This window comes from Streptomyces sp. NPDC039424, assembly GCF_055639495.1.
Window position 1 is genome coordinate 265,367 of sequence record NZ_JBVKAI010000008.1, and the last position, 12,347, is coordinate 277,713.

The window sequence follows — 12,347 nt, forward strand, 5'->3', positions numbered from 1 at the left end:
GTTCACGCCCCTGTTGCCTTTTTGGTCTGTACATGACTATCCAGCCGGGCCAGACTGTCGGCCGACCGAGTGCCCCCACCCCCCGTCCGAGGAGTCGGCCCCATGCCCGCGCCCCTGCCCGCGTCCCTCCGCCAACGTTGTCACTCAGCCCTGAGCACACTCGTCGTCCTCGCCACCGCCGCCGTCCTGTCCCTCGCCGTGTCCGCCGCACCCGCCTCGGCCGCCGGTGCCTGGACCGAGGCCGGTTCCGACCGCGCGGATCCGCTCACCGAGAGCCAGGGCCTGACCTCCGTCGAGGTCCCGGCCGGCAGCCCCAACCGGTACACCGGCATCGGCACCATCCCTTCCGACGTGAGCGGCCGCGGCTGGAACCACGTCGGCGACCCCGACGCGTCGTACGGCGGCTACTACATCGAGCCGTACCAGCGGGACTCCGGCAACTCGAAGATGTTCCGGGTGCAGGCACCCGGCGGCGCCTGGTCGGAGTACGTCCACACGCTCGGCTCGGGTGAGGCGCTGAACAACTCCTGGGTCGCCGTCTCCCCGGACGGCCAGTGGATGCTGGCGGGCGAGTACGGCACGATGAGCCGCTTCCTGGTCTTCCCGACCCCGGGCGTGAACCCGGCCACCTCGCCCTCGGCGAACCTGCCGCAGGCCTCCACCGTCAACCTCGACCACGCCGTGCGCGACGTCCAGGGCTGCGACTTCTCCGGTCCCACGACGCTGCTGTGCTCCTCGGACGACCCCGCGGGCACGCTCTTCGGCATCACCAAGCCGCTCCTCCAGGTCGACCTCTCGGGCGCGCCGAACGCCGCGGCGGACGTCTCCGGCCATGTCACGGCGCTGCGCCAGCTGCCGCTGCGCAGCGCCTGCTCAGGCACCTTCGAGGCCGAGGGCATCGACTACGACCGCCGTACCGGCACGCTGCGCGTGATCGTGGTGTCCCCGGGCTTCTGCGTGCTGACGGACAGCAAGACGTACCGGTTCACGCGCGGCTGACGGCGGGCGCGACGCCGGGCCCGCACCGGTAGTGCTCGGGAGACAGTGGTGCTTTGCTGAGGATGGACGCGGTTCGGCGGGGTACCCCGTTCCACCGCAGCGCGGCCACGAAAGGAGCGATCATGAGGAACGCGGAGCGGTCGCATCCGGAAACCGTCTCGGTGGAGATCAGCGGCTCCAAAGAGGACGCCCGGATCGTCTTCGACGCCCTGAGCCACTGTTTCTCGTCCGACCGGGGTGCCGATGAGGTACCGCAGCAGCTTCACGAGACCCGCCCGATGGTGTGGCTCGGCAGCTACGACGTCGCGGACGCCCGCGAGGGGGAGGAGTGCCCGCCGGTCCGGCTCGGCTCTTCCGTCACCGCGGACGTCCAGGGCGGTTACTGGGCCGTCGACCGGTTCCGGTCCACCCTGGACGCGATATTCACCGTCCACGAGACCTGCACGGCCTCCGGCGACCAGGAGAGGGACGTACACCTGCGGCTCGAAAGCCGCTGACCGGCCCTCCGGCCACTACGCCCCGGCCGCCCCACCGGCGGCCGGGGCGTAGTGCGTCTGCCATGCGTGTACGTACTAGTAGTTACAGAGTGGCGGGGTTCACTCGGCCGCGGTTATGCAACTAGTTGCACAATGTCTCGCCCTTCCTCTACAACTACAGGCGACGACACCGCGCACGGAGGGCCCCCATGAGCCGTTACCCGCACCTGCTGACCCCGCTCGACCTGGGGTTCACCACGCTGCCCAACCGCGTCCTCATGGGCTCCATGCACGTGGGCCTGGAGGAGGCCGACCGCGGATTCGAGCGGATGGCGGAGTTCTACGCGGCCCGCGCGCGCGGGGGAGTGGGGCTCATCGTCACCGGCGGCATCGCGCCCAACGAGGAGGGACGGCCGTACGAGGGCGGTGCCAAGCTCACCACCGAGGCGGAGGCCGAGCAGCACGCGGGCATCACCGCGGCCGTGCATCGCGAGGGCGGGAAGATCGCGATGCAGATCCTGCACTTCGGGCGGTACGCCTACCACAAGGACCTGGTCGCACCGAGCGCCCTGCAGGCGCCGATCAGCCCCTTCCCGCCCCGCGCGCTCACCGACGAGGAGGTCGAGCGGACGATCGACGACTACGCCCGCGCCGCCCGCCTCGCCCGGCAGGCCGGCTACGACGGCGTCGAGATCATGGGCTCCGAGGGCTACCTGATCAACGAGTTCATCGCCGCGCAGACCAACCAGCGCACCGACCGCTGGGGCGGCTCGTACGAGAACCGCATGCGCTTGCCCGTCGAGATCGTCCGGCGGGTGCGCGAGGCCGTCGGCGAGGACTTCATCATCGTCTACCGGCTGTCCATGCTGGACCTGGTGCCGGGCGGCTCCTCGCTGGAGGAGGTCATCACGCTCGCCAAGGCCGTCGAGGCCGCCGGCGCGACCATCATCAACACCGGCATCGGCTGGCACGAGGCCCGCATCCCCACCATCGCCACCTCGGTGCCGCGCGGTGCCTACACCTGGGTCACCAGGAAGCTCATGGGCGAGGTCTCCGTCCCGCTGGTGACCACCAACCGCATCAACACCCCCGAACTCGCCGAGCAGTTGCTCGCCGACGGCTGCGCCGACATGGTGTCCATGGCCCGCCCCATGCTCGCCGACCCCGACTTCGTCGCCAAGGCCGAGGCCGGGAAGCCCGAGGCCATCAACACCTGCATCGGCTGCAACCAGGCCTGCCTGGACCACACCTTCAGCGGGCAGATCACCTCCTGCCTGGTCAACCCCCGCGCCTGCCACGAGACCGAGCTGGTGCTCTCGCCGACCCGGCTGGTGAAGCGCGTGGCCGTCGTCGGCGCCGGACCCGCCGGACTCGCCTGCGCCGTCAGCGCCGCCGAACGCGGCCACCGGGTCACCCTCTTCGACGCCGCGAGCGAGATCGGCGGCCAGCTCAACGTGGCCCGCAAGGTCCCCGGCAAGCAGGAGTTCGACGAGACCCTGCGCTACTTCCGCCACCAGCTCGACGCGCACGGCGTGGACGTACGGCTCGGTGCCTGGGTGTCCGTCCCGGACCTCACCGACTACGACGAGGTCGTCGTGGCCACCGGCGTCACCCCGCGCACCCCGGACATCCCCGGCGTCGACCACCCCCGCGTCCTGGGCTACCTGGACGTGCTGCGCGACGGCGCCCCCGTCGGCGACCGCGTGGCGATCCTCGGCGCGGGCGGCATCGGCTTCGACGTCGCCGAGTACCTGACCGACGGCGGCGACAAGGCGAGCGAGGACCCGGCGACGTACTTCCGCCACTGGGGCGTCGACATGGACTACCGGGTCCCCGGCGGCCTGGCCGCGCCCGAGCGGCCCGCGCCGCCGCGCACCGTGCACCTGCTGCAGCGCAAGACGGCCAAGGTGGGCGCGGGACTCGGCAAGACCACCGGCTGGATCCACCGCACCGAGCTCAAGCACCGGGGCGTCACCATGGTGCCGGGCGTGCGCTACGACCGCATCGACGACGCGGGACTGCACATCACCGTCGGTGAGGAGAGCACGGTCCTGGAGGTCGACACCATCGTGCTGTGCACCGGCCAGGAACCGCGCCGCGACCTGTACGAGGAGCTGGTCGCCGCCGGGTGCTCGGCGCACCTCATCGGCGGTGCCGACGTGGCCGCGGAGCTCGACGCCAAGCGGGCCGTCAAGCAGGGAACGGAGCTGGCGGCGGCCCTGTAGGGGACGTCAGGACCACACAGCGGCGTCCCTAGGATGAGCCCATGTCACTCCCGCACGCGATCCTCACCGCCCTGCTCGAGAAGCCGTCGTCGGGGCTGGAACTGACCCGCCGGTTCGACAGGTCGATCGGATACTTCTGGTCGGCCACGCACCAGCAGATCTATCGCGAGCTGGGACGGCTGGAGGCGGAGGGCCACATCCGCACCCTTCCGGCCGAACAGCCAGCCCGCGGGCAGAAGAAGCGCTACGAGGTCCTGCCCGCGGGCCGCGCCGAACTGGCCCGCTGGACGTCCGCGGCGCAGGATCCCAAGCCGCACCGTGACACCCTGCTGCTGCGGCTGCGCGCGGCGGCGGTGGTCGGCACGGCCGGCCTGGAGGACGATCTGCGCCGCCATCTGGAGCTGCACCGGCGGCAGTTGGACGAGTACCGGGAGATCGAGTTGCGCGACTTCCCGCCGGGCCGGGACAGCGCGCAGGACCGGCTGCGCCATCTGGTGCTGCGCGCGGGCATCGACCTGGAGACCTTCTGGACCGAGTGGCTCACGCACGCCCTGGCGGAGTTCGGCGAGCTGCCCGCGGGCGCGGCCCCCGACGAAGGCGTCTGACGGCCGCCCCGGAACAGCAGGCCCGGCTCACAGCCGGTACGGCTTCGAGCGGCGGCGCAGGAACCAGCCCGTGGCGATGACACCAGCGCCCACCAGGGCCCCGCCCACGCCCAGGGTGACCGGCCCGTAGTCCCGGGCGGCGCCGCCGAGACCGCCCATGACGCCACGCGACGGCGAGGGGCTGGACGTGGCGGAGATGGTCGGGGGCGAGGGGAGGGAGACGATCACCGACTGGGTGCCCGCGGTGATGCCGTTGGAGCAGACGACCACCACGGTGTACGTCCCCGGGCTCACCGCCGACCACGCGGCGGACTGGCTGACGGTGGTCCCCGCCAGGGCCGCCTGACGCCCCTGTGCGAAGTTCGCCTGGCTGCCGGTGAGCAGGGAGGCGTTGCCCCAACTGCCGTTGTTCTGCGTGCAGGCGCTGGTTGTGACGGACACCGTGGACCCCGTGGTGCTGACGGAGATCCCCGAGACCGCGCCGGCCGGCCCGGCGAGCGCGACGGGGAGCGTGGCGGCGGCCGCCGCGGTGAGGCCGGAGCGGAGGAGAAGTCGGGTAGTGCGCATTGGGCTGCCCTCCGGCGGCACGGTTGGCGGTACGTCCCATGCGCCGCCGGGGGTCGGGAAACGTCCGTGCTGCCTCGGGGCCAGCCAACGTGCGCCCGGGCCGTCCCGCATGCGGACCGCACCCGTGCGGGTGAGCGATTGCTCCACCCGGGGCAGGCCGGGACGCCGCCGTGGCGTGCTCAGCCGTCCCCGCCGGTCGTCACCGTGCGCTCCGCCGAGAACCCGCCCCAGGTGCCGTCCGGCAGCCGGGCCCGGATCCGCACCCGGTGGACCTCCCCGGCGTCCTTGCCCGTGTAGAAGCTGTAGGTGGCCCTGCCGCGCGGCGGAGTCCCGCCCCACACCAGGGAGGTGGCGGGGCGGCCGTCGAGCTGGATCTGGTACTCCGTGACCACGCCGTCGGTGCGCGGCGGCACCCAGGCCAGGTCGATGTAGTACGCCCCGTCGGCGCGGTGGGTGGTCGCGCGAAAGCCGGTCGGGGCCGTGCCTTGGCCGTCGTCGCTGCCCGGGGTGGTGAGCCGGACGCGGGCGCTCGCGGCCGAGAGGTTGCCGGCCGCGTCACGGGCGCGGACCGTGAAGACGTAGGAGGTGCCGGGGCGCAGTCCGGTGACCACGGTCGCGGTCTGCCCGCCGCCCACGCTGTGGATCCTCGATCCGCCCTGCCAGACGTCGTACGAGGCCACGCCCCGGTCGTCCGCCGACGCGCCCCAGGACAGCTGGACGGCCCGGCTGCCGACCGCCCGTCCCCGGGGCTGCCCGGGACGGCTCGGCGCGGCGTGGTCCGCCGCCGCGGCGGCGGGTGTCCGCGCCCGGACCCCGCGGCTGGGCGGGCCGGTGCGCCCGTCCGTGTCCCGGGCCCGGACGGTGAACACATACACGGTGGACGGCCTGAGCCTGGTGACGTCCACCATGTGCGCTGTGCCCGGTACTTCCATGACTTTGGTGGTGCCCCGATATACCTCGTAAGCGCCGATCCCGGCTCCGTCGGTCACCGCGTTCCACATGACGTGCACCGTCGTGGCACTCCCGGCCGTGGCGGTGACACCCGTCGGCGCGCCGGGAATCCGGCCGTCGTCGTCGCCCGAACCGCCCCACCCGCAGGCCGCGACCAGCACCAGGGCGCCGCAGGCCACGACGGGCGGAAGCGGAACGCGTCGCACGGCTCTGCCTCCCCGGGGACGGCATCACTGCAATGGTCCGTACCAATATGGCGTAAGTGACGTGATCACCTCAAGGCGGCCGGGCTGGTGACCTCTTGGCGGAATTACGTATGCTGAGGCACCTCACGGCCGAACTCTCCCGGAGGGATGGGGAGTTCAGGTCTGTGGCGCGGAACGCTGTCGTCGCTGATCCCGCGCCTGCGCGGGCGGCCGGGGTGGCCTGGGCCGACACGGGCTCAGGTCCCCGGCCCCTGTCGCCGACCAATACGGTGTCGGATATGCCACATTTAGCCGGGTTCGCGTCCCCTATGGAGGGTCCCTCATCGTGCGTCCCCAGTCACTGACACTGGCCGCAGTCGGCGCCGCCGCCCTGCTCACCCCGGCGGCGCTGCCCGCCCCCGCCGTCGCCGTACGTCCCCGCCCCGCGCCCGTGCCCCGGAGCGAAGGCCAGGTCCGGGCGGTGGACCTGCTGGCCAAGGTGCGGGACTGCGTCCCGGTCTCGCGGGGCCGCTATCCCACCGACAGCGGGGCGCGCGCGACCGTCCGGGTCTGCGGCACCAGGGGCGCCGTCTTCTGGAAGGCCGACATGGACATCGACTGCGACGGGCGGCCCACGTCCCACTGCAACCGCCGCACCGACCCCTACTTCTGCGCCGCCACCGCCTACCAGCAGTCGGACGGCCGCTACTTGAGCGCCGAACGCCTGCCCTACGTCGTCGTGCCCGCCCCGAGCGGTATCTGGAACCCCCGCGCCCAGGGTGTGCGCGGCGGCTCGGTGGTCGCCGTCGTCTACCGCGACACGGTGCGCTACGCGGTCGTCGGCGACACCGGTCCGCGCGACATCATCGGCGAGGCCTCGTACGCCACCGCGCGGAGCCTCGGGATCCCCTCCGACCCGCGCGACGGCGGGGTGCCCTCCGGTGTCACGTACATCGCCTTCAAGGACTCGCGGGTGCAGCCGATCGAGGACCACGAGGCAGCCGTGGCCGCCGGGGAGCGGCTGGCGGGACAGTTCGTCTCGGGCGGCTGACCGGCGCCCGCGGCCGGACCGGAGCGCGCCACCCTCGGCGCACGCGGCCCTGCGCGCGGCGGTCGAGCACCACGTCTGGCGGGCCGCCGAAAGGGCGCCGACGCCGCGGCGGCGGGACCGACATGACCGGACCGGCCCCAGGGGCCCGCCGCGTCACGCCTTGCGGTACGTGTACGCCTCCGTCGCCGCCGCCACCACCGCGTCCAGGCCGGCTCCCGTCGCCGCCGTGACCACCGCGGCCACCGCGCCCTCCACGAACGGGGCGTCCACGAGACGGGAATCGTCCGGCAGTTCGTCCCCCTCGGCGAGCAGCGCCTTCACGGTGAGCACCGCGCTGCCCAGATCCGCGAGCAGGGCGACCCCGGCGCCCCGGTCCACGGCCGCGGCCGCCGCCGAGATCAGCTCGGCGCTGGTACCGATCCCGCCGCCCTCGGTGCCGCCGGCGGGGGCGACGGGCACCTCCGTGGCGCCGCCCGCCAGGCTCTTGGCCAGCTCGGCGACGGAAGCCGCCACCTCCGCGCTGTGCGACACCAGCACGATCCCGACCAACTCGCCGTCACTCACCCGCCGCCTCCGCGAGTGCCGCGATGAGCAACGCCGACGAGGTGGCCCCCGGGTCCTGGTGACCGATGCTGCGCTCGCCGAGGTAACTCGCCCTGCCCTTGCGGGCCTGGAGCGGGATCGTCGCCTCGGCGCCCGCCTCGGCGGCGGTCCGGGCCGCGACGAAGCCCTCGCCGAGCGCGTCGACCGCCGGCACCAGGGAGTCGATCATGGTCTTGTCGCCGGGCGCGGCACCGCCCAGCGCCATCACCCCGTCCACCCCCGCCCGCAGCGCCTCGGCCAGCTGCGCCACGCTCACCTCGGCGGCGTCCCCGAGCGCCTTGCCCGTACGGCGCAGCAGGGTGCCGTACAGCGGCCCCGACGCACCGCCGACCGTCGAGATCAGCTGGCGCCCGGCAAGGGTCAGGACGGCACCCGGCGTGTCCGGCGCCTCCTTCTCCAGCGTGGCCCGCACGGCGGTGAACCCGCGCTGCAGATTGCTGCCGTGGTCGGCGTCCCCGATGGGCGAGTCGAGGGCGGTGAGCCGTCCCGCCTCGCGGTCCACGGATGCGGCGGTCACCGTCATCCAGCGGCGGAAGAAGTCGGCGTCGAGCACTTGGTCTCCTCGCGTGGTAGGTGCGTCGGTCGCTTCGGCGCCTTGTCACATACCCCAGCGCAGGGCCGGCGTGTGCACCGGCGCGTCCCACAGCCTGAGCAGTTCCTCGTCGACCTGGCACAGCGTGACCGAGGCGCCCGCCATGTCCAGCGAGGTGACGTAGTTGCCGACGAGGGTGCGGGCCACGGCCACGCCGCGCTCGCCGAGCACCCGCTGCACCTCGGCGTTGAAGCCGTACAGCTCCAGGAGCGGGGTCGCACCCATGCCGTTGACCAGGACGAGGACGGGGGCACGGGGGCTGAGGTCCTCCAGGACCGCGTGGACCGCGAAGTCGGCGATCTCGCCGGAGGTCATCATCGCCCGCCGCTCCCGGCCCGGCTCGCCGTGGATGCCGATGCCCAGCTCCAGTTCGCCGGTGGGCAGGTCGAAGGTGGGGCTGCCCTTGGCCGGGGTGGTGCAGGCGCTGAGCGCCACACCGAAGCTGCGGGAGTTCTCGTTGACCTGGCGGCCGATGGACTCCACCCGCTCCAGCGGCTGCCCCTCGGCGGCCGCGGCGCCCGCGATCTTCTCCACGAACAGCGTCGCGCCGGTGCCGCGCCGGCCGGCCGTGTAGAGGCTGTCGGTGACGGCCACGTCATCGTTGACCAGCACCTTCGCGACCTGGATGCCCTCGTCCTCGGCGAGCTCGGCCGCCATGTCGAAGTTGAGCACGTCACCGGTGTAGTTCTTCACCACGAACAGCACGCCCGCCCCGCTGTCCACGGCCGCCGCCGCCCGCGCCATCTGGTCCGGCACCGGCGAGGTGAACACCTCGCCCGGGCAGGCCGCCGACAGCATGCCGTGGCCCACGAACCCGCCGTGCAGCGGCTCGTGACCCGACCCGCCGCCGGACACCAGGCCCACCTGACCTGCCACGGGGGCGTCCCGCCGTACGATCACCCGGTTCTCCACGTCGACGGCCAGCTCGGGATGAGCCGCCGCCATACCTCGCAGCGCGTCCGCGACAACGGTCTCCGGGACGTTGATCAGCATCCTCATGGGTACCTCCTAGTGCCACTAGCAGATTAGCCCCTGGCCTTCGTCTCCGCAGGTCAGAGAGGGTTTACTCGCTTATCGATCTTGCCGGTGCCGGGCGGGTCGCAAGACCATGATGCTCGTCCGATGATCCGAGCGAAAGCCACGCCGGAACAGGAAGGCGCGGCCGGCGTCGGCTCACAGGTTCGCCGAGTGGTCCGGGACGTAGGTCTGCAGATCGCGCGGCGGACGCTCGTAGCCGGTCGAGGGCGGGCGGTGCGGCAGTTCGAGCACGGGCGGGGGCACGTCGCGGTAGGGCACGGAGTCGAGCAGGTGGGCGATCATGTTCAGCCGGGCCCGGCGTTTGTCGTCGCTCTCGACGACGTACCAGGGCGCCTCGGCGATGTCGGTGTGGACCAGCATCGCGTCCTTGGCCCGGGAGTACGCCTCCCAGCGGGTGATCGACTCCAGGTCCATCGGTGACAGCTTCCAGCGCCGCAGGGGGTCCTCCAGCCGGCGGCGGAAGCGTTCCTGCTGTTCGGTGTCGCTCACCGAGAACCAGTACTTGCGCAGCAGGATCCCGTCCTCGACGAGCATCCGCTCGAAGATGGGGCACTGGCGCAGGAAGAGCTGGTACTCCTCCTTGGTGCAGAAGCCCATCACGCGCTCGACGCCGGCGCGGTTGTACCAGCTGCGGTCGAAGAGCACGATCTCCCCGGCGGCCGGCAGATGTGCCACATACCGCTGGAAGTACCACTGGGTGCGCTCACGCTCGGTCGGTTTGGGCAGCGCCGCGATCCGCGCCACCCGCGGGTTGAGGTTCTCCGCGACCCGCTTGATGGTGCCGCCCTTGCCGGCCGCGTCCCGGCCCTCGAAGATCACGACCAGCCGGGCGCCCTCCGCACGCACCCATTCCTGCACCTTCACCAACTCGGTCTGCAGGCGCAGCAGTTCCTTCTCGTAGGTCTTGCGCGGCAGCGACGCCGCCTTCTCGCCGGCCATGCCGCCTCCCGCTGGACGTCGTACGCGTCACCACACAGCACGCTACTGGCCGGTGGGACACCACGCAGCCGGACGGCCCGACCGTGGTGGGCCGTCCGGCCGCGTGGGCACCGTCCTGCACGCGTGCCGGGTGAGGTCGAACTCCACGTCCACGACGCCCTCGACGGCCCGGATCAGGCGGTGCACGCCGCCTCCCGTGGGTCCGGTCACCGGAGGCTGCCGCTGCCGTACGGGGCGTACAGGTCCAGCAGCCGGGTGCGGGCCGAGCGCAGACGGTGGGCGACGATGTCACCCACCCACTGGGCGACGGCGAGGCCGAGCGCGGGATCGTCCTGGCACATCGACCGGACCGCGGCCGCGTCGAACTCGTAGGCGCGCACGGGGCTGGTCGCCTCAGCGCCCAAGTGCCAGCTGTGCGGGCCGAACAGCCAGGACCAGCCGACGAGTTCGTTGTGCACGAGGGTCTCGATGACGGCCGCGCGGCAGCCCGGCACGCGCATGTCGAGGGCGACGGCACCGGTACGGATGATCCAGAACCGGTCGGCGTGGCCTCCCTCCTCGAAGAGACGGGCACCTTGCGGGAAGGAGACCTCCCGGGCGAGCCGCATCAGCCGCTGCCGTTGTTCGGCCGGGAGCGCCCGCAGTATGCCGGGTGTCGGGGGAGCGTTCATGGCGTGCCTCCAGTGGGGCCTACCGGCGTGTCCCCTCCAGCCTCCTGCGGGGCCCCCGTCCCGACCATGGGCCACTCGGCCCTGCCACCGGGCCACTCGGCTCCATGTCGCCCGGGCCGGACGATCACCAAGTGGTACCGCGCGGCGTGCACGGCCTGCTGGACGACGAGCCGGACGTCACCGTGGTCGGCGAGGCCGCGACCGTGGAGCAGGCGCTGGTGCGCGTCCCGGCGCCGGGCCCGGACTTGGCGGTCCTCGACGTCCGTCTGCCGGGAGCCGCGCTCGAGCATGCCCGGCCCGGCCTGCCTGATGCCGACCTCGTCCGACGACGAGGAGGCACTGCACGACCCCAGAGCGACCACGCGGCCGGCCCCGTGCGGCCCGAGCCCGAGCCCGTGGCCGGTGTCATCGACGGCGTGCAGCGCACCTACCGCCGTCCGCTGGTGGTGCCGAGGACGGTCGCCACGGACGACGGCTTCGACGCCACGGTCTGCGCCCTGCGTCGCGCCGGGGCCGACGTACGCCACGTCACTCTGCTCGCCGAGGCGGCGACCGTCCGCCGACGGCTGCGCGACCGTATGCGAGAACGCGGCGAACAGCCGGACAGGTGGGGGGAACTGAGCTGGGAGGGGCCGCAGTTCGACCGCTGCCTGCGGGCCCTGTCCCGGCCCCGCTTCGCCCACCACGTGCCGACCGACAGCAGCACGCCCGACCAGATCGCCGACCGTGTCCTGGACGGTCGAGGACGGGGAGCGGTCATGCCGCGTCCGTGATCCTCTGCCGCTCGGACCCGTTTCGCGCCGCGTGGGTCCGAGGGCTCGGCCGCGGCACGAGGGACAGATGGCGCCTGCTTCCGGCGTGACGCCCGTGCTGTGCGGGGACGCGCTGGTGGAGCAGCCAATCCTCGTAGCGGCCCAGCGCCAGGGCCAGGCACATCAGTCCCGGAGGCAGCAAAAAGGCGGTGAATACCACGACAGCTCCTGGTGAAGGCGGCTTTTGCCCTTCGGGTAGCCCCTGCCGGGCAAAGGGAAAGCGGAGCGACGTGAAGGACTTGTGACCATCGCAAGCGTGCCGCTGTTCGCGTCCCGGCCGTTCACCCGGCTACTCCGCGAGGAGCGGCACCGTCCATTCCGCGATGGTGCCGGCGGGTTCGTTCGGCGTGAGGGTGAAGCTGCCGCCGAGGTCGGTGGCACGCCGGCGGAGGTTGTCCAGGCCGCTGCGGCGGGTGACCGCCGGGTCGACGCCGGACCCGTTGTCGGCGACTTGCAGCCGCAGCCGGGTGCCGTCCGTCTCGGCGGTGACCTCGACGGCGGTGGCGTGTAAGTGCCGGGCGGCGTTCGACAGTGTCTCGCGCACCACCGCCAGCAGTTGCTCGGCATGGCCGGCGGGTACGTCGGTGTCCAGCAGCCCGGTTCCCAGTCGGGGTGGCGTCACTTGATCCGGGA

At 72.6% G+C, this 12,347-nt stretch carries 13 protein-coding genes and 1 pseudogene; 6 read left to right on the forward strand and 8 right to left on the reverse strand.

The window, feature by feature from the left end:
• Window positions 1–114: 114 nt before the first annotated feature.
• From ACZ7L0_RS22310 to ACZ7L0_RS22325, 4 genes are all read left to right on the forward strand, one after another.
• Complete coding sequence (locus ACZ7L0_RS22310; RefSeq protein WP_471244325.1) at window positions 115–999, forward strand: hypothetical protein; 885 nt, start codon at window positions 115–117, stop codon at window positions 997–999.
• Window positions 1,000–1,121: 122 nt separating this feature from the next.
• Entirely contained in the window at window positions 1,122–1,496 is a 375-nt protein-coding gene (locus tag ACZ7L0_RS22315) for a hypothetical protein (RefSeq protein ID WP_471244242.1), read from the forward strand.
• Window positions 1,497–1,684: 188 nt separating this feature from the next.
• Entirely contained in the window at window positions 1,685–3,700 is a 2,016-nt protein-coding gene (locus ACZ7L0_RS22320; protein WP_471244243.1) for an NADPH-dependent 2,4-dienoyl-CoA reductase, read from the forward strand.
• Between the two features lie 41 nt (window positions 3,701–3,741).
• Window positions 3,742–4,305, forward strand: coding sequence for a PadR family transcriptional regulator (locus ACZ7L0_RS22325; protein ID WP_471244244.1), 564 nt, complete (start codon window positions 3,742–3,744; stop codon window positions 4,303–4,305).
• Window positions 4,306–4,332: 27 nt separating this feature from the next.
• Here the strand turns inward: ACZ7L0_RS22325 and ACZ7L0_RS22330 are convergent, their stop codons facing one another.
• Entirely contained in the window at window positions 4,333–4,872 is a 540-nt protein-coding gene (locus tag ACZ7L0_RS22330) for a hypothetical protein (RefSeq protein WP_471244245.1), read from the reverse strand.
• 179 nt (window positions 4,873–5,051) lie between these two features.
• Entirely contained in the window at window positions 5,052–6,029 is a 978-nt protein-coding gene (locus ACZ7L0_RS22335; RefSeq protein WP_471244246.1) for a fibronectin type III domain-containing protein, read from the reverse strand.
• A 325-nt stretch (window positions 6,030–6,354) separates the two neighbouring features.
• Between ACZ7L0_RS22335 and ACZ7L0_RS22340 the strand changes: the two genes are divergently transcribed.
• Window positions 6,355–7,059: a glycoside hydrolase family 75 protein gene (locus ACZ7L0_RS22340; protein ID WP_471244247.1), complete on the forward strand. Its 705-nt coding sequence runs from the start codon at window positions 6,355–6,357 to the stop codon at window positions 7,057–7,059.
• Between the two features lie 153 nt (window positions 7,060–7,212).
• Here the strand turns inward: ACZ7L0_RS22340 and ACZ7L0_RS22345 are convergent, their stop codons facing one another.
• From ACZ7L0_RS22345 to ACZ7L0_RS22365, 5 genes are all read right to left on the reverse strand, one after another.
• On the reverse strand, window positions 7,213–7,623 hold the full coding sequence (locus ACZ7L0_RS22345; RefSeq protein ID WP_471244248.1) for a PTS-dependent dihydroxyacetone kinase phosphotransferase subunit DhaM: 411 nt from the start codon (window positions 7,621–7,623) through the stop codon (window positions 7,213–7,215).
• Entirely contained in the window at window positions 7,616–8,215 is a 600-nt protein-coding gene (gene dhaL, locus ACZ7L0_RS22350) for a dihydroxyacetone kinase subunit DhaL (protein WP_471244249.1), read from the reverse strand. The genes ACZ7L0_RS22345 and dhaL overlap by 8 nt, the downstream gene beginning before the upstream one ends.
• A 45-nt stretch (window positions 8,216–8,260) precedes the next feature.
• The gene (gene dhaK / locus ACZ7L0_RS22355) at window positions 8,261–9,253 is read right to left on the reverse strand and encodes a dihydroxyacetone kinase subunit DhaK (RefSeq protein WP_471244250.1); all 993 of its coding nucleotides are present in this window, start codon (window positions 9,251–9,253) and stop codon (window positions 8,261–8,263) included.
• A 174-nt stretch (window positions 9,254–9,427) separates the two neighbouring features.
• The gene (ppk2, locus tag ACZ7L0_RS22360) at window positions 9,428–10,231 is read right to left on the reverse strand and encodes a polyphosphate kinase 2 (RefSeq protein ID WP_471244251.1); all 804 of its coding nucleotides are present in this window, start codon (window positions 10,229–10,231) and stop codon (window positions 9,428–9,430) included.
• A gap of 206 nt (window positions 10,232–10,437) precedes the next feature.
• Window positions 10,438–10,902 (reverse strand): Crp/Fnr family transcriptional regulator, encoded by a 465-nt coding sequence (locus ACZ7L0_RS22365; RefSeq protein ID WP_471244252.1) that lies wholly within the window; start codon window positions 10,900–10,902, stop codon window positions 10,438–10,440.
• Window positions 10,903–11,006: 104 nt separating this feature from the next.
• On the opposite strand from ACZ7L0_RS22365, the pseudogene ACZ7L0_RS22370 reads away from it, so the two are divergent.
• Window positions 11,007–11,250, forward strand: a pseudogene (locus ACZ7L0_RS22370) (response regulator); the annotation flags it as partial.
• A 753-nt stretch (window positions 11,251–12,003) separates the two neighbouring features.
• On the opposite strand, the gene ACZ7L0_RS22375 reads toward ACZ7L0_RS22370, so the two are convergent.
• Window positions 12,004–12,336, reverse strand: coding sequence for a sensor histidine kinase (locus ACZ7L0_RS22375; RefSeq protein WP_471244253.1), 333 nt, complete (start codon window positions 12,334–12,336; stop codon window positions 12,004–12,006).
• Window positions 12,337–12,347 lie beyond the last annotated feature (11 nt).

Coding starts and splice junctions, on each gene's coding strand:
- ppk2 (WP_471244251.1), bottom strand. CDS start 10,231: ATGGCCGGCGAGAAGGCGGCGTCGCTGCCGCGCAAGACCTACGAGAAG.
- ACZ7L0_RS22365 (WP_471244252.1), bottom strand. CDS start 10,902: ATGAACGCTCCCCCGACACCCGGCATACTGCGGGCGCTCCCGGCCGAA.
- ACZ7L0_RS22330 (WP_471244245.1), bottom strand. CDS start 4,872: ATGCGCACTACCCGACTTCTCCTCCGCTCCGGCCTCACCGCGGCGGCC.
- ACZ7L0_RS22320 (WP_471244243.1), top strand. CDS start 1,685: ATGAGCCGTTACCCGCACCTGCTGACCCCGCTCGACCTGGGGTTCACC.
- ACZ7L0_RS22315 (WP_471244242.1), top strand. CDS start 1,122: ATGAGGAACGCGGAGCGGTCGCATCCGGAAACCGTCTCGGTGGAGATC.
- dhaK (WP_471244250.1), bottom strand. CDS start 9,253: ATGAGGATGCTGATCAACGTCCCGGAGACCGTTGTCGCGGACGCGCTG.
- ACZ7L0_RS22325 (WP_471244244.1), top strand. CDS start 3,742: ATGTCACTCCCGCACGCGATCCTCACCGCCCTGCTCGAGAAGCCGTCG.